The organism is Streptomyces sp. ACA25 (assembly GCF_028200735.1).
Lineage (GTDB): Bacteria > Actinomycetota > Actinomycetes > Streptomycetales > Streptomycetaceae > Streptomyces.
In genome coordinates this window covers 23,730-44,010 of the sequence record NZ_JAQKPV010000019.1, presented here as the reverse complement: position 1 = coordinate 44,010, position 20,281 = coordinate 23,730, and the positions used below count along the sequence as shown (strand labels likewise).

General features: G+C 71.0%; 18 protein-coding genes. 4 read left to right on the top strand and 14 right to left on the bottom strand.

What is annotated here, in order from left to right; genetic code table 11:
* Positions 1–16: 16 nt before the first annotated feature.
* The 8 genes from nuoH to PJ985_RS22095 are packed head-to-tail and all read right to left on the bottom strand — an operon-like array spanning position 17 to position 9,181.
* A complete protein-coding gene (gene nuoH / locus PJ985_RS22130) occupies positions 17–1,447 on the bottom strand; it encodes an NADH-quinone oxidoreductase subunit NuoH (protein WP_271685653.1) in 1,431 nt (476 codons plus the stop codon).
* Positions 1,447–3,966: an NADH-quinone oxidoreductase subunit G gene (locus tag PJ985_RS22125; protein ID WP_271685652.1), complete on the bottom strand. Its 2,520-nt coding sequence runs from the start codon at positions 3,964–3,966 to the stop codon at positions 1,447–1,449. Before PJ985_RS22125 ends, nuoH begins: the two co-directional genes overlap by 1 nt.
* Positions 3,963–5,327, bottom strand: a complete 1,365-nt coding sequence (gene nuoF, locus PJ985_RS22120) for an NADH-quinone oxidoreductase subunit NuoF (protein ID WP_271685651.1) — start codon at positions 5,325–5,327, stop codon at positions 3,963–3,965. Before nuoF ends, PJ985_RS22125 begins: the two co-directional genes overlap by 4 nt.
* A complete protein-coding gene (gene nuoE, locus PJ985_RS22115) occupies positions 5,327–6,157 on the bottom strand; it encodes an NADH-quinone oxidoreductase subunit NuoE (protein ID WP_271685650.1) in 831 nt (276 codons plus the stop codon). Before nuoE ends, nuoF begins: the two co-directional genes overlap by 1 nt.
* Positions 6,154–7,491 carry an NADH-quinone oxidoreductase subunit D gene (locus PJ985_RS22110; RefSeq protein ID WP_271685649.1) on the bottom strand — a complete coding sequence of 446 codons (1,338 nt, stop codon included), beginning with the start codon at positions 7,489–7,491 and terminating at the stop codon, positions 6,154–6,156. Before PJ985_RS22110 ends, nuoE begins: the two co-directional genes overlap by 4 nt.
* Positions 7,491–8,216, bottom strand: a complete 726-nt coding sequence (locus PJ985_RS22105; protein ID WP_271685648.1) for an NADH-quinone oxidoreductase subunit C — start codon at positions 8,214–8,216, stop codon at positions 7,491–7,493. The genes PJ985_RS22110 and PJ985_RS22105 overlap by 1 nt, the downstream gene beginning before the upstream one ends.
* Complete coding sequence (locus tag PJ985_RS22100) at positions 8,213–8,767, bottom strand: NuoB/complex I 20 kDa subunit family protein (protein WP_271685647.1); 555 nt, start codon at positions 8,765–8,767, stop codon at positions 8,213–8,215. Before PJ985_RS22100 ends, PJ985_RS22105 begins: the two co-directional genes overlap by 4 nt.
* A 54-nt stretch (positions 8,768–8,821) precedes the next feature.
* On the bottom strand, positions 8,822–9,181 hold the full coding sequence (locus PJ985_RS22095; RefSeq protein WP_271685646.1) for an NADH-quinone oxidoreductase subunit A: 360 nt from the start codon (positions 9,179–9,181) through the stop codon (positions 8,822–8,824).
* 242 nt (positions 9,182–9,423) lie between these two features.
* Here PJ985_RS22095 and PJ985_RS22090 point away from each other — a divergent pair, with 242 nt between their 5' ends.
* Entirely contained in the window at positions 9,424–10,200 is a 777-nt protein-coding gene (locus PJ985_RS22090) for a sulfite exporter TauE/SafE family protein (RefSeq protein WP_271685645.1), read from the top strand.
* A 132-nt stretch (positions 10,201–10,332) separates the two neighbouring features.
* On the opposite strand, the gene PJ985_RS22085 is transcribed toward PJ985_RS22090, so the two are convergent.
* Both PJ985_RS22085 and PJ985_RS22080 read right to left on the bottom strand, forming a co-directional pair.
* Positions 10,333–11,664, bottom strand: a complete 1,332-nt coding sequence (locus PJ985_RS22085) for a geranylgeranyl reductase family protein (protein ID WP_271685644.1) — start codon at positions 11,662–11,664, stop codon at positions 10,333–10,335.
* 34 nt (positions 11,665–11,698) lie between these two features.
* Positions 11,699–12,403, bottom strand: a complete 705-nt coding sequence (locus tag PJ985_RS22080; protein WP_271685643.1) for a demethylmenaquinone methyltransferase — start codon at positions 12,401–12,403, stop codon at positions 11,699–11,701.
* Between the two features lie 163 nt (positions 12,404–12,566).
* Between PJ985_RS22080 and PJ985_RS22075 the strand changes: the two genes are divergently transcribed.
* Positions 12,567–13,301 carry a DUF3152 domain-containing protein gene (locus PJ985_RS22075; protein ID WP_271685642.1) on the top strand — a complete coding sequence of 245 codons (735 nt, stop codon included), beginning with the start codon at positions 12,567–12,569 and terminating at the stop codon, positions 13,299–13,301.
* Positions 13,302–13,310: 9 nt separating this feature from the next.
* Here PJ985_RS22075 and PJ985_RS22070 read toward each other — a convergent pair whose 3' ends face one another.
* From PJ985_RS22070 to PJ985_RS22055, 4 genes are all read right to left on the bottom strand, one after another.
* Positions 13,311–14,153: an MBL fold metallo-hydrolase gene (locus tag PJ985_RS22070; protein WP_271685641.1), complete on the bottom strand. Its 843-nt coding sequence runs from the start codon at positions 14,151–14,153 to the stop codon at positions 13,311–13,313.
* A gap of 75 nt (positions 14,154–14,228) precedes the next feature.
* Entirely contained in the window at positions 14,229–15,425 is a 1,197-nt protein-coding gene (gene mqnC / locus PJ985_RS22065; RefSeq protein ID WP_271685640.1) for a cyclic dehypoxanthinyl futalosine synthase, read from the bottom strand.
* Positions 15,426–15,486: 61 nt separating this feature from the next.
* Positions 15,487–17,112, bottom strand: a complete 1,626-nt coding sequence (locus tag PJ985_RS22060) for a serine/threonine-protein kinase (RefSeq protein WP_271685639.1) — start codon at positions 17,110–17,112, stop codon at positions 15,487–15,489.
* 39 nt (positions 17,113–17,151) lie between these two features.
* Complete coding sequence (locus tag PJ985_RS22055; protein ID WP_271685638.1) at positions 17,152–18,006, bottom strand: menaquinone biosynthetic enzyme MqnA/MqnD family protein; 855 nt, start codon at positions 18,004–18,006, stop codon at positions 17,152–17,154.
* Between the two features lie 230 nt (positions 18,007–18,236).
* On the opposite strand from PJ985_RS22055, the gene PJ985_RS22050 reads away from it, so the two are divergent.
* Both PJ985_RS22050 and dacB read left to right on the top strand, forming a co-directional pair.
* Positions 18,237–18,440, top strand: a complete 204-nt coding sequence (locus PJ985_RS22050) for a cold-shock protein (protein WP_267090929.1) — start codon at positions 18,237–18,239, stop codon at positions 18,438–18,440.
* A 225-nt stretch (positions 18,441–18,665) separates the two neighbouring features.
* Positions 18,666–20,258: a D-alanyl-D-alanine carboxypeptidase/D-alanyl-D-alanine endopeptidase gene (gene dacB, locus PJ985_RS22045; RefSeq protein WP_271685637.1), complete on the top strand. Its 1,593-nt coding sequence runs from the start codon at positions 18,666–18,668 to the stop codon at positions 20,256–20,258.
* Positions 20,259–20,281: the final 23 nt, after the last annotated feature.

Sequence of the window (20,281 nt, the reverse complement as noted above, 5' to 3'; positions counted from 1 at the left end):
GACAACAGCCTCACGTTCAGGCATCGTCGGCCTCCTTTCGCTCTGCGTCAGCCGGTGCGCCGGGCGTCGCGTCGGTCGGTTCCCCGTCCGGAACCGTCACCTTCCGCGGTTCGCCCCGGGAGGGGCGGCGCGGCACCGGCGGCAGGGTCTGGCCGGGCAGCGGCGGCACGGGATAGCCGCCGGCCATCGGATCGAACTCGGGCTCCTCCCCGCCTTCCGCCTCGGCCTCCGCTTCCCGGCGCCGGTCGGCCCGGTCGCGGAAGATGTCGATGACGAAGGTGATGAGGAGCAGGGCGAGGATGCCGCCGACCACCCAGAACACGATGTCGGCGAAGCCGTAGCCCTCGTTCTGCATCGCGCGGACGGTGGCCACCAGCATCAGCCAGACCAGCGCGACCGGGATGAGCACCTTCCAGCCGAGCTTCATGAACTGGTCGTAGCGGACCCGTGGCAGCGTGGCGCGCAGCCACACGAAGAAGAACATCACCGCGAGCAGCTTCACGGTGAACCACAGCATGGGCCACCAGCCGGTGTTGGCGCCCTCCCACCAGGTGCTCAGGGGTGCCGGGGCCCGCCAGCCGCCGAGGAACAGGGTGACCATCAGGGCGGAGACGGTGACCATGTGGACGTACTCGGAGAGCATGAACAGCGCGAACTTGATCGACGAGTACTCGGTGTTGAAGCCGCCGACCAGGTCGCCCTCGGACTCGGGCATGTCGAACGGCGCGCGGTGCGCCTCGCCGACCATCGCGACCATGTAGATGAGGAAGGACACCGGCAGCAGGACGATGAACCAGCGGTCCTCCTGGGCGCCGACGATGGCCGAGGTGGACATCGACCCGGAGTAGAGGAAGACCGCCGCGAAGCTGAGGCCCATGGCGACCTCGTAGGAAATGATCTGCGCGGTGGCCCTTACCCCGCCGAGCAGCGGGTAGGTGGAGCCGGAGGACCAGCCCGCCAGCACCGTGCCGTAGGCGGCGATGGCCGCGGTGGCCAGGATGTACAGCGCGGCGACCGGCAGGTCGGTGAGCTGGAGCACCGTCTCGGTGCCGAAGATCGAGACCGGGTCGTCGGCGGGACCGAAGGGGATCACGGCGAACGCCATGAAGGCCGGGACCGCGGCCAGGATCGGCGCCAGGATGTAGACCGGCCGGTCGGCGGCCTTCACCACGACGTCTTCCTTGAGCATCAGCTTCACGCCGTCGGCGAGGGACTGGAGCATGCCCCAGGGACCGTGCCGGTTCGGGCCGATGCGCAGCTGCATCCAGGCGATGACCTTGCGCTCCATGACGATGGAGATCAGGACGGTGCCCATCAGGAACGCGAAGACGAAGACAGCCTTGAGCAGGATCAGCCACAGCGGGTCGACCCCGAACATCGACAGGTCCGCCTCCTGCGCGAGCTCCTGCACGGACTCGTTGCCGAGTGGGGCGGTGAGCGGCTGCATCAGACGTTCACCTCCTCGGAAGCAGGGGCGGGGGCCAGCCGGACCAGCCGGCCGGGAACGGTTCCCAGGTCGTGGTGGGCACCGCCGCCGGTGGAGTTCAGCGGCAGCCAGACCACGCGGTCGGGCATCGGCGTGATCTGGAGCGGGAGCCGGACGGATCCGGCGGGACCGGTGACCTCGACCGGGTCGCCGTCCTTGACGCCGGTTTCGGCCGCGGTGGCTGCCGACAGCCGGATGACCGAGGCGTGCCGGGTGGCGGCGAGCGCGTCGTCGCCGTCCTGCAGGCGGCCCTGGTCGAGCAGCATCCGGTGCCCCGCGAGCACGGCCTCACCGGCGGCGGGCCGGAGCGGGTCCGCGGGTGTGGCGGTGGGGCCGAGCGGCAGGTCCCCGGTCCAGGGACCGAGCCGGTCGATCTCCCGGCGGATGGTGCGCAGGTCGGGCAGGCCGAGGTGGACGTCCATGTGGTCGGCCAGCAGGTGCAGGGCCCGGGCGTCGGTCTGCACCTGGCGGCGGGTCATCTGGTCCGGCTTGATCGCCGCCTCGAACGGCCTCGAACGGCCTTCCCAGTTGAGGAAGGTGCCGGACTTCTCGGCGACGGCCGCCACCGGGAGCACCACGTGGGCCCGCTCGGTGACCTCGGAGGGCCGCAGTTCCAGGCTGAGCAGGAAGCCGTTCTCCCGCACCCGGTCCAGTGCCTCCAGCGCGCGGTGCGGGTCGGGCAGGTCGGTGACCTCCACCCCGCCGACGACCAGGGCGTTCACCGCGCCGGTGGCGGCGGCCTCGATGATCCCGGCGGTGTCCCGTCCGGGACGGTCCGGGAGGCTGCCGACGCCCCAGGCGGCGGCGGTCTCCTGGCGGGCGAGGACATCGTGGTCGGGACGTCCGCCGGGCAGCAGCCCGGGGAGCGCGCCGACCTCGATGGCGCCCCGTTCGCCGGCTCGGCGGGGAATCCACACCAGTTGTGCGCCGGTGGCGGCTGCGGCGGCCACGGCCGCGGTGTAGCCGCCGGTGACGGACGCGAGCCGTTCCCCGACGATGATCACAGCGCCGGGTTCGCGCAGGGCCTCGCCGGCCCGGCGGCCGTCCTCGTCCAGCCGGCTGTCGCCGCCGCCGGCGGCGAGCGCTTCGAGCCATCCGGGCTCGGTGCCGGGTGCGGCGGGCAGCAGGGTTCCGTCGGTCTTGGCCAGGCCGCGCGACATGTGGGTGGCGAGGGAGAAGACCCGCTGCCCGTGCTTGCGGCGGGCCTTGCGGAGCCGGAGGAAGACGCCGGGGGCCTCCTCCTCGGATTCGAAGCCGACGAGCAGGACGGCCGGCGCCTGCTCCAGCGCCCGGTAGGTGAGCCCGCCGCCGTCCAGGTCCTTGCCGCGGCCCGCGACCTGCGCGGCCAGGAAGGCCGTCTCCTCGGCGCTGTGCAGCCGCGCCCGGAAGTCGATGTCGTTGGTGTGCAGCGCCACCCGGGCGAACTTGGCGTAGGCGTAGGTGTCCTCGACGGTGAGCCGGCCGCCGGTCAGCACGGCGGCGTCGCCGGTACCGGACTCCCGTGCGGCGGCGAGTCCTTCGGCCGCCGCCAGCAGCGCCTCCGGCCAGCTCGCGGGCTCCAGCTCACCGGTGCCGGCGTTGCGGACCAGCGGGGTGGTGAGCCGGTCCGGCCGCTGGGCGTAGCGGAAGGCGAAGCGGCCCTTGTCGCACATCCACTCCTCGTTGACCTCCGGGTCCTCCGCCGCCAGCCGCCGCATGGTCTTGCCGCGCCGGTGGTCGGTGCGGGTGGCGCAGCCGCCCGCACAGTGCTCGCAGACGCTGGGTGAGGACACCAGGTCGAACGGGCGGGACCGGAACCGGTAGGCGGAGGAGGTGAGCGCGCCGACCGGGCAGATCTGGATGGTGTTGCCGGAGAAGTACGACTCGAAGGGGTCGCCCTCGCCGGTGCCGACCTGCTGGAGCGCCCCGCGTTCCAGCAGCTCGATCATCGGGTCGCCGGCGATTTCGTTGGAGAACCGGGTGCAGCGGGCGCACAGCACGCACCGCTCGCGGTCCAGCAGCACCTGCTGGGAGATCGCGACCGGCTTCTCGAAGGTGCGCTTCGGCCCGTCGAACCGGGACTCGGGCGAGCCGGTGGACATGGCCTGGTTCTGCAGGGGGCATTCGCCGCCCTTGTCGCAGACCGGGCAGTCCAGCGGGTGGTTGATGAGGAGGAACTCCATCATCCCGCGCTGTGACTTCTCGGCGACGGGCGAGGTCAGGTGCGTCTTGACGACCATGCCGTCGGTGCAGGTGATGGTGCAGGAGGCCATCGGCTTCCGCTGGCCCTCGACCTCGACGATGCACTGCCGGCAGGCGCCGACGGGGTCGAGCAGCGGGTGGTCGCAGAACCGGGGGATCTCGATCCCGAGCTGCTCGGCGGCGCGGATGACCAGCGTGCCCTTGGGGACGCTGATCTCGATGCCGTCGATGGTCAGGGTGACGAGGTCCGCGGGCGGCGGCGCCTGTCCCCCCGTCCCGGCGTCCGTGGTGACAGTCATGCGTTCACCTCCTGGTGAGCGGTGGAGTCGTCGTCCGCCCAGACGGTGGACTTGGCGGGATCGAAGGGGCAGCCACGACCGGTGACGTGCTGTTCGTACTCCTCACGGAAGTACTTGAGCGAGGAGAAGATCGGGGCGGCCGCACCGTCGCCGAGTGCGCAGAAGGCCTTGCCGTTGATGTTGTCGGCGATGTCCTCGATCTTGTCGATGTCGCTCATCGTCGCTTTGCCGGCCTCGAAGTCCCGCATCAGCTGGACCAGCCAGTACGTGCCCTCGCGGCAGGGGGTGCACTTGCCGCAGGACTCGTGGGCGTAGAACTCGGTCCACCGGGTGACGGCCCGCACCACGCAGGTCGTCTCGTCGAAGCACTGGAGGGCCTTGGTGCCCAGCATGGAGCCGGCCGCGCCGACCCCCTCGTAGTCCAGCGGGACGTCGAGGTGCTCGTCGGTCAGCAGCGGAGTGGAGGAGCCTCCGGGGGTCCAGAACTTCAGCCGGTGGCCGGGACGCATCCCGCCGCTGAGGTCGAGCAGCTCGCGCAGCGTGACCCCGAGCGGGGCCTCGTACTGCCCGGGCCGTGCGACGTGACCGGAGAGCGAGTAGAGCGTGAAGCCGGGCGATTTCTCGGTCCCGATGGAGCGGAACCACTCCTTCCCCCTGGCCATCAGGGCGGGTACGGAGGCGATCGACTCGACGTTGTTCACCACGGTGGGGCTGGCGTAGAGGCCGGCCACCGCGGGGAACGGGGGCCGCAGCCGGGGCTGGCCGCGCCGCCCTTCGAGGGAGTCGAGCAGCGCCGTCTCCTCACCGCAGATGTAGGCGCCGGCGCCGGCGTGCACGGTGATCGTGAGGTCCTTGCCCGGGCCGAGGGCGTCCTTGCCGACGTAGCCGGCTTCCGTCGCCTCGCGGACCGCCTCGTGCAACCGGCGCAGGACGGGGACGACCTCGCCGCGCAGGTAGATGAAGGCGTGCTCGGAGCGGATCGCGTGGCAGGCGATCACCATGCCCTCGATGAGCGAGTGCGGGTTGGCGAAGAGGAGCGGGATGTCCTTGCAGGTGCCGGGCTCGGACTCGTCGGCGTTGACCACGAGGTAGTGCGGCTTGTTGTCGCCCTGCGGGATGAACTGCCACTTCATGCCGGTCGGGAAGCCGGCGCCGCCGCGGCCGCGCAGCCCGGCGTCCTTGACGTAGGCGATGACGTCGTCGGGCGGCATCTGCAGGGCTTTGCGCAGGCCCTCGTAGCCGCCGTGCCGGTGGTAGGTGTCCAGCGTCCAGGAATCCGGCTGATCCCAGAAGGCGGACAGCACGGGCGAGAGCAGCTTCTTGGGCTCGGTCTCGTCGGGCTTCTCCGGGTTCTCGGTCATCACTCACCCTCCTCGGCGATCGGGCCCGCGGGGTGCTTCGGGTCGGAGGCCGAGCTCGGCAGCGGGGCGTCATGCGAGCTGGGGTGGGTCGCGGGCTCCTCGCCGGTGGGCCGGCGGGGCTTCTCGGGCGGGATGACCTGCCCGGCGAGGCTCTCGTCCTTGGCCAGCAGCAGTCCCGCGAGCGAGGCCGGGCCGGCTCCGCCGGTGGCTCCGACGGCGCCGGGGCGCTCGTCGGGGAAGCCGGCCAGGATCCGGGAGGTGGCCTTGAAGTCGCAGAGCGGCGCGCCGCGGGTGGGCGCGACCTCACGGCCGGCCCGCAGGTCGTCGACCAGCTGCTTCGCGGACTCGATCGTCTGGTTGTCGAAGAACTCCCAGTTGATCATGATCACCGGCGCGAAGTCGCAGGCCGCGTTGCACTCGATGTGCTCGAGGGTGACCTTGCCGTCCTCGGTGGTCTCGCTGTTGCCGACCTTGAGGTGCTCCTGCAGCGCCTCGAAGATCGCGTCGCCGCCCATCACCGCGCAGAGCGTGTTGGTGCACACGCCGACCTGGTAGTCGCCGCACTGCTTGCGCCGGTACATGCTGTAGAAGGTGGCCACCGCGGTCACCTCGGCGGTGGTGAGGCCGAGCACGTCGGCGCAGAACTGCATGCCGGTGCGGGTGACGTACCCGTCCTCGGACTGCACCAGGTGCAGCAGCGGCAGCAGGGCGGAACGGCTGTCCGGGTAACGGCCGATGAGCTCGGCGGCGTCCTTCTCGAGCCGGGCCCGGGTCTCGGCCGGGTACGCGGGTGCGGGGAGCTGCGGCATCCCCAGGCTGACGTCGGTCATCGGTCGACGCCTCCCATCACGGGGTCGATGGACGCCACCGCGACGATGACGTCGGCGACCTGGCCGCCCTCGCACATCGCCGCCATGGCCTGCAGGTTGGTGAAGGAGGGGTCCCGGAAGTGGACCCGGTAGGGGCGGGTGCCGCCGTCGCTGACCATGTGCACGCCCAGCTCGCCCTTGGGGGACTCGACGGCGGCGTACACCTGGCCGGCCGGAACCCGGAAGCCCTCGGTGACCAGCTTGAAGTGGTGGATCAGGGCCTCCATGGAGGTGCCCATGATCTTCTTGATGTGGTCCAGCGAGTTGCCCAGGCCGTCGGGGCCGAGGGCGAGCTGCGCGGGCCACGCGATCTTCTTGTCGCCGACCATGACCGGGCCCGGCTCCAGCCGGTCCAGGCACTGCTCGACGAGGTCCAGCGACTGCCGCATCTCCTCCAGGCGGAGCAGGAAGCGTCCGTAGGAGTCGCAGGTGTCGGTGGTGGGGACCTCGAAGTCGTAGGTCTCGTAGCCGCAGTACGGGTCGGACTTGCGCAGGTCGTGCGGGAGGCCCGCGGAGCGCAGGATCGGCCCGGTGGCGCCGAGCGCCAGGCAGCCGGCCAGGTCGAGGTAGCCGATGTCCTGCAGCCGGGCCTTGAAGACGGGGTTGCCGCTGCAGAGCTTGTCGTACTCGACGAGGTTCTTGCGCATCAGCTTGACGAAGTCGCGCACCTGGTCGACCGCGCCGGGCGGCAGGTCCTGGGCGAGGCCGCCGGGCCGGATGAACGCGTGGTTCATGCGCAGGCCGGTGATGACCTCGAAAAGGTCCAGGCAGTGCTCGCGGTCCCGGAAGCCGTAGATCATCACCGTGGTGGCGCCGAGCTCCATGCCTCCGGTGGCGATGGCCACGAAGTGCGAGGAGAGCCGGTTCAGCTCCATCAGGAGCACCCGGAGGATGCTGGCCCGGTCCGGGATGTCGTCGGTGATGCCGAGCAGCCGCTCCACACCCAGGCAGTACGCCGCCTCGTTGAAGAACGGCGTCAGGTAGTCCATCCGGGTGACGAAGGTGGTGCCCTGCGTCCAGTTGCGGAACTCGAGGTTCTTCTCGATCCCGGTGTGCAGGTAGCCGATGCCGCACCGGGCCTCGGTGACGGTCTCGCCGTCGATCTCGAGGATGAGCCGGAGCACTCCGTGGGTGGACGGGTGCTGCGGGCCCATGTTGACGATGATCTTCTCGTCGTCGGCCTCGGTCGCCGCCCGGGCGAGCTCGTCCCAGTCTCCCCCGGAGACGGTGTACACCGTGCCCTCGGTGGTCTCCCGGGCACCGGCGGTGGCGGTGGGGGGTGGCGTAGTGGACATCAGCTGTACGACCTCCGCTGGTCGGGTGCCGGGATCTGGGCGCCCTTGTACTCGACGGGGATGCCGCCGAGTGGGTAGTCCTTGCGCTGCGGGAAGCCCTGCCAGTCGTCGGGCATCATGATCCGCGTGAGGGCGGGATGACCGTCGAAGATCAGGCCGAAGAAGTCGTAGACCTCCCGCTCGTGCCAGTCGTTCGTCGGGTAGACGTCGACGACGGACGGGATGTGCGGGTCGCTGTCCGGGGCGCTGACCTCGATGCGGATGATCCGCCCGTGGGTCAGGGACCGCAGGTGGTAGACGGCGTGCAGCTCGCGCCCGGCGTCCTCCAGGTTGTGCACGCCGCTCACGCCGGTGCACAGCTCGAAGCGGAGCGCCGGGTCGTCGCGGAGGGTGCGGGCCACCTGCGGGAGGTGCTCCCGGGCCACGTGGAACGTCAGCTCCCCGCGGTCGACCACGGTCTTCTCCAGCACCAGCTCGGGGTCGAGCCCCTGCTCCTCGAGTGCTCCTTCGAGCTCGTCGGCGACCTCGTCGAAGTAACCGCCGTAGGGGCGTGCGGACGCGCCGGGCATCCGCACGGTCCGGCGCAGCCGGCCGTATCCGGAGGTGTCGCCGCTGTCCGCGGCGCCGAACATGCCGCGCTTGCGCGCGATCGGCTCGCCGCTCTCCTCCCGCGAAGCGGGAAGGTCCGCGTTCTCGTTCACGTCGTCCGCGTGTGCGTCGCTCACCGGAGCAGCCCCTTCATCTCGATCGTGGGCAGCGCCTTCATGGCCGCTTCCTCCGCCTCGCGGGCCGCGTTCTCACGGTTCACGCCGAGCTTCCCGTTCTTGACCTTCTCGTGCAGCTTGATGATCGCGTCCAGCAGCATCTCGGGACGCGGGGGGCAGCCGGGAAGGTAGATGTCCACGGGGACGACGTGGTCGACGCCCTGGACGATCGCGTAGTTGTTGAACATGCCGCCGGAGGAGGCGCAGACCCCCATGGAGATGACCCACTTGGGGTTCGGCATCTGGTCGTAGACCTGGCGCAGCACCGGGGCCATCTTCTGGCTGACCCGGCCGGCCACGATCATCAGGTCGGCCTGCCGCGGAGAGCCGCGGAAGACCTCCATGCCGAAGCGCGCGAGGTCGTAACGGCCGGCGCCGGTGGTCATCATTTCGATGGCACAGCAGGCGAGGCCGAAGGTGGCCGGGAACATCGACGACTTGCGCGCCAGCCCGGCGGCCTTCTCGACCGTCGTGAGCATGAATCCACTGGGGAGTTTCTCTTCGAGACCCATCGGGGAGCCCCTTCTCTCTTCGTAACTCGGGTCCTGGATCCGGGGAGAGTCAGCTCAGTCCCATTCCAGGCCCCCTCGGCGCCAGTCGTAGGCGTAGGCAACACCGATCAGGCCGACGAAGATCGCCATCTGCACGAGGCCGAACATCCCCAGGGCGTCGAAGTGCACAGCCCAGGGATAGAGGAAGACGATCTCGATGTCGAAGATGATGAACAGCATCGCCGTCAGGTAGTACTTGACCGGGAAGCGTCCACCACCGGCCGGTTGCGGAGTCGGTTCGATACCGCACTCGTATGCGGAGAGCTTTGCCCGGTTGTAGCGCTTGGGCCCGATGATCGACGCCATGATCACGGAGAAGACCGCGAAGCCGGCTCCGAGAGCGCCCAGCACGAGGATGGGAACATACGCGTTCACCGCACCCCGCTCCTTCCAGTCGACGGCGACTGCTGTGAGAAAATCACCGCTATGTGAGTCAGTTCACAAGCCTGCACCGCATCCTATGTGCTGCCCTGTGACGGGCGACACCGGGGGCCCCGGAAGATCTGTGTGACCTCTTTCACCCGAGACTACTTTGCATCGGGGAAGCCTCAGGCGGGTCGCCCGGCCCGGTGGGCACATCGCCGGGCAGCCCTGGCCGGGCACGTAGAGTCCCGGCCATGCAGGACATAGCCCTCACCACTGTCGTCATGTTGTGCCTGGCCGCTGCCCTGGCGGGCTGGGTCGACGCGGTCGTGGGCGGTGGTGGACTGCTCCAGCTCCCGGCCCTGCTGATCGGTTTCCCGCAGCTCCCCCCGACGTACGCGCTCGGCACCAACAAGGCGGTATCCGTCGCCGGCACGACGGTCGCGGCGCTCACCTACGCCCGCCGGGCACCACTGGACCGGGCCCTCACGGCCCGGCTCGGGGTGATCGCTGCCCTGGCTGCCGCCGGAGGCGCCTTCTTTGCGACCGCAGTCAACAAGGAAGTACTGCAACCACTCATCATGGTGCTCCTGCTCGGAGTGGCCGCCTTCGTGGTCGCGAAGCCCGCTTTCGGCACCCGGCCCACCACTCGGACCGTCACCCCCGGACGCGCCGCCGCGGCGCTGCTCCTCGCCGGAGTGGGCATCGCCTTCTACGACGGCATGCTCGGCCCCGGCACCGGAACCTTCCTGGTCATCACCTTCGTCGCGCTCCTGCACATGAACATGCTGACCGCCTCGGCCACCGCGAAGGTCGTGAATGTCGGCACAAACCTCGGCGCCCTGGCCGTGTTCAGCGCCAACGGCACCGTGCTGTGGCAACTCGCTCCGCTCATGGCGGTGTTCAACATGACCGGCGGCTGGCTGGGGGCCCGGACGGCGATGCGCCACGGTAGCGGCTTCGTCCGGGTCGTCCTCCTGGTCGTGGTGACGGTACTGGTCGGAAAGCTCGCCCACGACCAGTGGCTATGACCGTGTCACGGCGGCCCGGAACCGCGAAGGAACGCCGTCCGAGCGCGCGGCCGGTCGCGTGCCGACCCGGCCTCGGGCACACCTTCGGCCGGGTCGGCACGCGACTGTCACCGGACAGCGACGCTCTCCGCGCTATGCCCGCGGGGCGACCTTGGTGAGCCCGTTGATGACGCGGTCCATCGCGTCACCACTGGTGGGGTCGGTGAGGTTGGCGAGCAGCTTCAGGGTGAAGCGCATCAGCACCGGGTGCGACAGCCCGCGCTCGGTGGCCAGCTTCATCACCTTCGGGTTGCCGATCAGCTTCACGAACGCCCGGCCCAGCGTGTAGTAACCGCCGTAGGTGTCCTTCAGCACGGTGGGGTAACGCCGGAGCGCCAGTTCGCGCTGGGCCGGGGTCTGCCGGTGATGCGCCTGGGTGACGACCTCGGCGGCGATCTGCCCGGACTCCATGGCGTAGGCGATGCCCTCCCCGTTGAACGGGTTCACCAGCCCGCCGGAGTCACCCACCAGCATCAGGCCGCGGGTGTAGTGCGGCTGCCGGTTGAAGGCCATCGGCAGCGCGGCGCCGCGGATCGGCCCGGTCATGTTCTCCGGGGTGTACCCCCACTCCTCGGGCATCGAGGCGCACCACGCCTTCAGCACCTCGCGCCAGTCCAGCTCCTTGAACGACTTGGAACTGTTCAGAATGCCGAGCCCGACGTTGGACGTCCCGTCGCCCATGCCGAAGACCCAGCCGTACCCCGGCAGCAACCGGTCCTCCGCGCCCCGGCGGTCCCACAGTTCGAGCCAGGACTCCAGGTAGTCGTCCTCGTGCCGCGGCGAGGTGAAGTAGGTGCGCACCGCGACGCCCATCGGGCGCCGTTCGTTGCGGTGCAGTCCCATCGCCAGGGAAAGGCGCGAGGAGTTGCCGTCCGCGGCCAGCACGACCGGGGCGCGGAAGGTCGCCGGACGCTTGTCCGCACCGAGCTTCGCGGTCACTCCCACGATGTGGCCGGTGCGCTCGTGCAGTACCGGCGCGGAGACGTTGCACCGCTCGTACAGCCGGGCCCCGGCCTTCTCGGCCTGCCGGGCCAGCTGCTCGTCGAAGTCGTCCCGGCGACGGACCAGCCCGTAGTCCGGGTAGCTCGCGAGCTCGGGCCAGTCGAGCTGGAGCCGCTGACCGCCGCCGATGATGCGCAGACCCTTGTTGCGCAGCCAGCCGGCCTCCTCCGAGATGTCCAGCCCCATGGCGATCAGCTGCTTGGTGGCGCGTGGCGTGAGCCCGTCCCCGCAGACCTTCTCGCGCGGGAACGCGGTCTTCTCCAGCAGCAGCACGTCGAGCCCGGACCGGGCCAGGTGGTACGCGGCCGTGGAACCTCCCGGCCCGGCTCCCACCACGATCACGTCGGCGGTGTGCTCGGAAGGGGTGGTGTGCTCGGAAGCGGCGGCCTCGTAGCTGGGCTCGGTCACGGTCGGCTCTCCCATCGGTCCAGTGCTGTCTTGCTTGTGTGGGCCGGGTTCATGGCCGGCTGTCCGCCTTGGTCCCCCGGTGCAGGGCGACGATGCCGCCCGTGAGGTCGCGCCAGGCGACCCGGGTCCAGCCGGCCCGCTGCAGACGCGCGGCGAGGGCCGGCTGATCGGGCCAGGCACGGATGGACTCGGCGAGGTAGACGTAGGCCTCGGGGCTGCTGGACACCCGGGTGGCGACGGGCGGCAGCGCGCGCATCAGGTATTCGCTGTAGACGGTGCGCAGCGGCGCCGAGGTGGGGTGGCTGAACTCGCAGACGACCACGCGCCCGCCGGGCTTCGTCACCCGCAGCATCTCCCGCAGGGCAGCGTCGGTGTCCTGCACGTTGCGCAGGCCGAAGGAGATCGTCACGGCGTCGAAGGACCCGTCCCGGAACGGCAGCCGGGTGGCGTCACCGGCGGTGAACGGCAGCCACTCCTCGCGCCGCTTGCCCTGCCGCAGCATGCCCAGGCTGAAGTCGCAGGGCACGGTGAACGCCCCGGCCTCCACGAACGGCAGCGCGGAGGTACCGGTGCCGGCGGCCAGGTCGAGCACCCGATGGCCGGGGCGGGCGGCCACCGCCCGGGCCACTTCCTTGCGCCAGCGGCGATTCTGCCCGAGGGCCAGGAGGTCGTTGGTGAGGTCGTACTTCGCCGCCACCGCGTCGAACATCGCGGCGACTTCGCGGGGCTGCTTTTCGAGTGAGGCACGGGTCACCTGCCCATTGTCCCGTCCCGGTCGCGGAGCCTGGCGGCGGGGTGGGCCCCGGAGGCAGCGCGCCTCACCAAGACGACAAGCACATGATCCCAGTGTTGTAGCGTGAGCTCACGTGGGGACCCGCAGCAGCACCCGGAGCCGCCGAGCGGCCGGAGTCCGCACGGTGGTGTTACTGACCGCCCTCGCCGCCCTCCTCGGCGCGGGCGCGATCATCGTCCGGCACGGTGAGGCCGGCGACAGCAACGCTCCCGTCCTCCCCGAGGCCGGATCGCCGGATGAGAAGCAGGAGCTGGATCTCTCCGCGACCTCCCGTCCCGCCCCCACCGTCCACGTCCCCGCGTCCGGGCCCGGCACCTTCCGCACGGCCGAGGGCACCGGGGACCCGGTCGGCGCGGGCACGGTCCTCCGCTACCGGGTGCAGGTCGAGGACGGCCTGGAGCTCGACGCCGAGGACGCGGCGGCGGAGGTGCACGGAATCCTCGGCCACCCGCGCGGCTGGACGAACGACGGTGAGACCGGCTTCGAGCTGGTCTCCTCCGGAGAGGTCGATTTCTCCGTGAAGATCGCCACGCCCGGGACGGTGGACGACATCTGCGGCGAGTACGGCCTCGACACCCGGGGCGAGGTCAACTGCCGGGTCGGGGACAACGTGGTGGTCAACCTGCTGCGCTGGGTGGAGGGTTCACCGCGCTTCCCCGGCCCCATCGAGGACTACCGGGCGCTGATCATCAATCACGAGGTGGGTCACCGCCTGGGTCACGGCCACCTCGGCTGTCCCGGCGACGGCGAACCGGCCCCGGCGATGATGCAGCAGATCAAAGGCCTGGAAGGCTGCGAGGCGAACGCCTGGCCCTACGACGAGGCGGGCGACTACCTCGACGGCCCCTGGCGCGAGTGACCCCGCCGGCTACCTGAGACGGCGGCGGCCGGCCGGCCCTCCGACAGCCACCCGCTCCCCCGGGGCGCAGTGCACGACCCGCTCGGCGAAGCCGCGCCGCGCGGCCTCCTCATGGAAGTCGGAGAGCGGGGACCGCATCACGGCGTAGTCGTCGTAGTGCACCGGCAGGACCCGTCGCGGGCGCACCGTCTCGACGAGGTCGGCGCCCTGCAGTGCGTCCATGGTGACGAGCAGGCCGCCCGGCAGCCGGGTGCCGCCGAGATGCACGATCGCCAGATGCAGGTCCGGGAAGCGGCGGGCGATCTCCCGCACACCGGGGAACATCAGCGTGTCGCCGGTGACGTACAGCCGCAGCCGGACCGATCCGCCCGGGGCGCCGAACTCCAGCAGACTGCCCATGACCGGCGGCAGCAGCCGGCCCACGGGCCCGGGCCCGTGCCGGCCGGGCAGGGCGGTGATCCGCACCTGACTCCGCCCCGACTGCAGCACGTGCTCGTGCCAGGCAGGCAGCCCGGTCGCCCGGCTGAACCCGTGCAGGCCCTGGAGCCGTCGGGAGGCGTGCGGCGTCGTGACGACGGGCAACGACCGGTCCAGCTTCCGCCGGGCGACCCGGTCCCAGTGGTCCCCGTGCAGGTGGGACAGGATCACCGCGTCCGGAGGCGGCAGCTCCTCCAGCTCCGCGGCCGGGTCCGTCAGCCGCCGCGAGACCAGTCCCTTGCCCAGGTAGGCGCGCTGCCCCCGGTGCAGGAAGTTGGGGTCGGTCAGAAGGGTGAGCGAGCCGTAGCGGATGAGCAGCGTGGCGTTCCCCACGAAGAGGATGTCGGCGGTCCCGCCGTCCGGTGCACTCGGCATGGGCGTCTCTCCTCCCGGTGGCCGGGCGAGTAACCCACCGCCGCGCGCCGAAACCGGACGGCCCCCGGACCGGCCTCAGCCCGCGTCGATGAGGTTCAGCTCCGGGTGGGCGGTGCCGCCGTCGATCGCGGTGGACGACAGGTGGGAGACGACCTTGTCGTCGACCGGGTCGTTCGCCGGGTCGTCGTGGATCACCAGGTGCTCGTAGGTGGTGGCCCGCTGCGCGGGGACCCGGCCGGCCGCCCGGATGAGGTGCAGCAGCTCCATCCGGTTGGAGCGGTGCTTCGCCCCGGCCGAGGAGACCACGTTCTCCTCCAGCATCACCGAGCCCAGGTCGTCCGCCCCGTAGTGCAGCGACAGCTGGCCCACCTCCTTGCCGGTGGTCAGCCAGGAGCCCTGGATGTGCGCGACGTTGTCGAAGAACAGCCGCGCGACGGCGATGAGCCGCAGGTACTCGAAGAGTGTCGCCTGGGTCCGGCCGCGCAGCTTGTTGTTCTGCGGCTGGTAGGTGTACGGGATGAAGGCCCGGAAGCCACCGGTGCGGTCCTGCACGTCCCGGATCATGCGCAGGTGCTCGATCCGCTCGGCGTTCGTCTCACCGGTGCCCATCAGCATCGTGGACGTCGACTCCACCCCGAGCCGGTGCGCCGTCTCCATGATCTCCAGCCAGCGCTCGCCGGACTCCTTGAGCGGGGCGATCGCGGTCCGGGGACGCTCCGGCAGGAGCTCGGCGCCCGCGCCGGCGAACGAGTCCAGCCCGGCCGCGTGGATGCGGCGGATGGCCTCCTCGGGCGTGACGCCGGAGATCCGCGCCATGTGGTCCACCTCGGAGGCTCCCAGCGAGTGGATCACCAGCTGCGGATACGCCTCCTTGATCGCCGAGAAATGCTTCTCGTAGTACTCGACGCCGTAGTCCGGGTGGTGGCCGCCCTGGAACATGATCTGAGTGCCGCCGAGTGCGACCGTCTCCCCGCAGCGGCGCAGGATGTCGTCCAGGTCCCGGGTCCAGACGTCCTCGCTCTTCGGCGGGGCGTAGAAGGCGCAGAACTTGCATGCCGTCACGCACGAGTTGGTGTAGTTGATGTTGCGCTCGATGATGTACGTCGCGAGGTGCTCGGTGCCCGCGTAGCGGCGCCGGCGCACCGCGTCGGCGGCCTGGCCCAGCGCGTGCAGCGGCGCGGAACGGTACAGGTCGAGAGCTTCCTCAGGGCTGATCCGCCCACCCTCGGCAGCTCGGTCGAGCACGGTCTGGAGCTCGGCGCTTCGAGCCATGAGGCGCTTTCCCTTCGGCGGTGGCATGACGACCGCTCCAGCGTACGCCCTGCCTCCCGGCCTACTCCCGGCGGTCGAGGAGGCCCTGGTAGCTGCCGTCGGCATGGCTGGAGGTGTAGTGGAGGGAGTCCTCGCCGCGCGGCCTGAGCAGCACCTCGAAGGTGTCCTCCACACAGGTGCCCCGGGTGGACCTCTCCCAGTCCACCAACGCGTCGAACATCACCGCCCCGTCGCTCACGGAGGTCAGCGTCAGCACATCGACGCAGCTCGAGATGGGGACAGGGGGGGTATGGACGACGGTCCCCACCTCGTCGCCCATCCCGCCCGCCTCCAGCGTGACGACCAGCGATCCCATCGGGAGCCCCAGCAGGGGGTCGAGGTCTCCCTCCCAGACACCGAGGTACTCCTCGGGCAGCCGCTCCTTCTCCTCCTCGACGGTCGGCGTCGGAGTCGTCCCCCCTCCCCCGCCGCCGCCCGGCCAGGCGTCCGGCAGGCCCAGAAGGTAGCCGCTCAGCCCGAGCCCGGCCACCGCCACGGCCGCCGCCAGTGCCAGGGGCAGGCGCCGCCGGCGGCGGCCCGGCACCGTCCCGGACGTCTCCGCCACGTGCGGCGCCGGCTCGATCGGGGCCGGTGCGTGCGGGGCCGACTCGTACCGGGCCGGTGCGTGCGGCGCCGGCGGGAAGTGCACCGCGTACGCCGGATCGGGCGGCCCGAAGACCCCCTGCGGAGGTGTGGAGTACCCCGCGCCGGTCACCCCGGGCCCGCCGCCCGGTGCCGGGCCCGGGGCCTCGTCCTCCAGACCGAGCAGCTCCACGGCCCGGCGGCTGGCCCCCTCCACCACCGGCGGCGGCAGCCAGCCGTCCCGGACGAGAGCGGCGGCACCGGCGTTCCCCGCGCAGCGCGCGGCCACCTCGGCGGGCTCCGGGCGGTCACCCGCGTGCTTCGCCAGACAGGCGGCGATCACCGGCCGGAGCTCCCCGGGCACCCCGGCCAGCTGCGGCTCCTCGTGCACCACCCGGTACAGCAGCTGCACCGGGCTCTCGCCCGGGAACGGCGGCCGGCCGGAGGCCGCGAAGGCCAGCACCGCGCCGAGCGAGAAGACGTCCGCCGCCGGGCCGAGGTCGCCGCCCGTCACCTGCTCGGGGGCCATGTAGCCGGGCGACCCCACGGACACCCCGGTGCCGGTCAGCGCGGCGGTGGCCTCGGTGGCCCGCGCGATGCCGAAGTCGATCAGCCGCGGGCCGTCCAGGGTCAGCAGCACATTGGACGGTTTGACGTCCCGGTGCACCAGCCCCAGCGCGTGCACCGCGGTCAGCGCCTCGGCGAGGCCCGCTCCGAGCACCCGGACGGACCGCTCCGGCAGCGCGCCGTGCTCGTCGACCGTGCGTTGCAGGTCGGGCCCGGCGACGTAGCCGGTGGCCACCCACGGAACGTCGGCGTCGGGGTCGGCGTCCAGCACCGGAGCCGTCCAGTCACCGCCGACCCGCCGGGCGGCGGCCACCTCGCGTGCGAAGCGGGCGCGGAACCGCTGGTCGACGGCGAAGTGCGGATGAACGATCTTCACGGCGACCGTCCGGCCGCCGGCGCTCCGCCCCAGGTACACCCGCCCCATGCCGCCGCTGCCGATGCGCCGCAGCAGGCGGTAGGCCCCGACGGACCGGGGGTCGTCGGCCGTCAACGGCTCCATCCTGCGGCCCCTCCCGGACGTGCGGTGCCCGCGAGGCTATCAGCGGTGCCGGGGGGCCGGGGGGAGCAGCTCCACCCGGTCGCCGCCGGGGAATCCGGTGCGCCGGGCGAACTCGTCGACGCCCGCCAGCTGTCGCGGGCCGAGCCGGAAGTCCAGGGTTGTGAAGTAACGTTCCAGCAGCTCCGCGTCGAAGGCCTCCCAGCGGGCTGCCTGCTCGGCGACCTTGCCGACCTCCGCCAGCGACAGGTCGCGGGACGCCAGGAAGGCCCGGTGCGCCTCGTGGACGGTCTCCGGCTGCTCGGCGAGGTAGTCCCGCCGGGTCGCCCAGAGGGCGAAGACGAACGGCAGACCGGTCCACTCGTGCCACATCTGCCCCAGGTCGTGCACGGCGAGACCGAGCCGGGGCGCATCGTGCAGCGAGGCCCGCAGTGCCGCGTCCCCGATGAGCACCGCCGCGTCCGCCTCCTGCATCATCACGCCCAGGTCCGGCGGGCAGGTGTAGTAGTCCGGGGTGACGCCGTGACGCTCACTCAACAGCAGCCGGGCCAGGCGCACGGAGGTGCGCGAGGTCGACCCCAGCGCGACGCGTGCCCCGTCCAGCCGGTCCAGCGGCAGCTGCGAGACGAGCACGCAGGACATCACCGGGCCGTCGCAGCCGACGGCGATGTCGGGAAGGGCCACCAGCCGGTCCGCGTGGCGAAGGTATTCGACCAGCGTGACGGGGCCGATGTCGAGGTCCCCGGCCACCAGCCGCTCACTCAGCTTTTCCGGCGTGTCCTTGCTGAGCTCGAGGTCGAGCAGCGAGCCCGTCCGGGCAAGCCCCCAGTAGAGAGGGAGACAGTTCAGGAACTGGATGTGACCGACGCGGGGACGGGTTCTGCGGTAGGAGCTCACTCCTGGGAGGGTACGCCCGCGGACCGTCCGCGGCACCGCGAGGGAAGATCACCCGCACGGCCGGATCCCCTTCCGCCAACCCGAATCACCGTGCTAGGCTGAACGCAAGTTGCAGTTTGGTTTCCCTTGCAGTACGAGCCTGCGGATCATGTAACCGCAGGCTTTCGTAGTTTTCAGGCTTCTTTGCAGGTGCTGGAACGGGGCGACCCTTATAGGCCCAGGGAGGGCTTATGGCTACCGGAACCGTCAAGTGGTTCAACGCTGAAAAGGGCTTCGGCTTTATTGCCCAGGACGGCGGCGGTCCCGATGTCTTCGTCCACTACTCCGCGATCAACGCCTCCGGCTTCCGTTCTCTCGAGGAGAACCAGCAGGTGAACTTCGACGTCACTCAGGGCCCCAAGGGCCCGCAGGCGGAGAACGTCAGCCCGGCCTGATCGCCCGGTTCAAGCACCACCCAAGGAGCCCTCGCCATCGGCGGGGGCTCCTGCCTTTTGCCCGCACGCCCCGGCCGGACCACGGCTTCCGCGTCAGGTCCGGCCCCTTCCTCGCTCCGGGCGCTGCCGGCGGGTAGGCCGATCGGCTCCAATGGCTCTCCTGATGGCGAAGTTTTTCTGCGTCCTCCCTTGACCTGAAAGATACTTACGCCATGCTCTAGCGCCATGACCCGACGCCCACTGAACCGAATCCTCATCGCCCCCATGGCGGTTGGTCTGGCGCTCGTGCTCGCCTGGAGCTCCCCGGCCGGCGCCGGCCCGGCCAAGGAGACCTTCGCCGACGCGATCGACGAGATCCTCTCCGACCCCCGGCTGGACGGTGCCCAGTCGAGTGTGGTGATCGCCGACGCCGCGACCGGCGATCCGCTCCACGACCACCACGGTGCCGACCGGCTGATGCCCGCCTCGAACTCCAAGCTGCTGACCTCTGCCGCGGCCTTCGACGTGCTCGGCCCGGACTACACCTGGACCACCGAGGTGCACGCCGACGGCCCGGTCCGCGGCCGGGTGCTGCGCGGCGATCTCTATCTGCGCGGCACCGGCGATCCGACCCTGCTCGTCGAGGATTACGAGTCGCTGGCCGACCAGGTGGCCGCGACCGGAATCCGGAAGGTCACCGGCAGTCTGGTGGCCGACGACACCCGTTTCGACGACGAACGCTTCCACTGGGGATGGAACGTCAGCGACGAGCAGTACTACTACGGCGCTCCCGTCTCGGCACTGACGGTCGCCCCGGACACCGACTACGACGCGGGGACGGTCTACGTCACCATCACCCCCGGCGACCAGGTCGGCGACCCGCCCACGGTGTCGGTGTTCCCCGAGACCGATCACGTCACCGTCGAGAACACCGCGACCACCGCCGAGGCCGGCACACCGCTCAGCCTGCCGGTGAACCGCAGGCACGGCGAGGAGGTCATCACCGTGGCCGGCAGCATCGCCGCCGACGCCGCGCCGGTGAGTGTCTGGCGCAGCGTCTGGGACCCGACCGGGCACGCCGCCGCGGTCTTCACCGAGGCCCTGGCGGACCGGGGGATCACGGTCGGCGGCGGTACCCGGCTGGGGGAGGCCGTTCCCGAGGGCAGCCGGGAGCTCGCCGTGCACAAGTCCATGACGGTCGCCGAGCTGATGAACCCGTTCATGAAGCTGTCGAACAACGGGCACGCCGAAGTGCTGATCAAGACGATGGGCCACGAGACGGAGGGAAGCGGCAGCTGGTCGGCCGGCACCCGGGCGGCGACCGGGGCACTCGCCCGCTGGGGCCTGGACACCTCCACCTACGTGCTGGCCGACGGGTCGGGCCTGACCCGCCGCAACTGGGTGCCGGCCGAGGACTTCGCGACCCTGCTGCTCGCGGTGCAGGAGGAGAAGTGGTTCGGCACGTTCCGTGCGGCGCTGCCCGTCGCCTGCGATCCGGACCGCTCCGTCGGCGGCACGCTGCGCCTGCGGATGTGCGGCACTCCGGCCGAGGGGAACGTGCACGCGAAGACCGGCTCCCTGACCGGGGCCACCGCCCTGTCCGGCTACGTGACGGACGCCGATGGGCGGGACCTGGTGTTCAGCATCGTGCTGAACTACTACATGGGACCGGCGCCCAAGGACATCGAGGACCGGATCGTCGTGACGCTCGCCTCGTACCGCGCCGGAGATGACGGTTCCGGTGGCCCGGAGCCGCTGGTCTCGGTGCCGCTCAGCGGCATCGAGGGTGAGCGGGAAGCGGACTGGGTGAAGCCGGAGGACCTCACCACCGCCCGGTGAGCGTGCGCCGCGGGCCCGCGGAC

Bases quoted from the DNA above. Each gene is read 5' to 3' on its own strand.
- PJ985_RS22070 (WP_271685641.1), bottom strand. From the start codon at position 14,153: ATGCCGAGTGCACCGGACGGCGGGACCGCCGACATCCTCTTCGTGGGG.
- PJ985_RS22060 (WP_271685639.1), bottom strand. From the start codon at position 17,112: ATGGAGCCGTTGACGGCCGACGACCCCCGGTCCGTCGGGGCCTACCGC.
- PJ985_RS22090 (WP_271685645.1), top strand. From the start codon at position 9,424: ATGCAGGACATAGCCCTCACCACTGTCGTCATGTTGTGCCTGGCCGCT.
- PJ985_RS22100 (WP_271685647.1), bottom strand. From the start codon at position 8,767: ATGGGTCTCGAAGAGAAACTCCCCAGTGGATTCATGCTCACGACGGTC.
- nuoH (WP_271685653.1), bottom strand. From the start codon at position 1,447: ATGCAGCCGCTCACCGCCCCACTCGGCAACGAGTCCGTGCAGGAGCTC.
- mqnC (WP_271685640.1), bottom strand. From the start codon at position 15,425: ATGGCTCGAAGCGCCGAGCTCCAGACCGTGCTCGACCGAGCTGCCGAG.
- dacB (WP_271685637.1), top strand. From the start codon at position 18,666: ATGACCCGACGCCCACTGAACCGAATCCTCATCGCCCCCATGGCGGTT.
- PJ985_RS22085 (WP_271685644.1), bottom strand. From the start codon at position 11,664: ATGGGAGAGCCGACCGTGACCGAGCCCAGCTACGAGGCCGCCGCTTCC.
- PJ985_RS22125 (WP_271685652.1), bottom strand. From the start codon at position 3,966: ATGACTGTCACCACGGACGCCGGGACGGGGGGACAGGCGCCGCCGCCC.
- nuoE (WP_271685650.1), bottom strand. From the start codon at position 6,157: ATGACCGACGTCAGCCTGGGGATGCCGCAGCTCCCCGCACCCGCGTAC.
- nuoF (WP_271685651.1), bottom strand. From the start codon at position 5,327: ATGACCGAGAACCCGGAGAAGCCCGACGAGACCGAGCCCAAGAAGCTG.
- PJ985_RS22050 (WP_267090929.1), top strand. From the start codon at position 18,237: ATGGCTACCGGAACCGTCAAGTGGTTCAACGCTGAAAAGGGCTTCGGC.
- PJ985_RS22110 (WP_271685649.1), bottom strand. From the start codon at position 7,491: ATGTCCACTACGCCACCCCCCACCGCCACCGCCGGTGCCCGGGAGACC.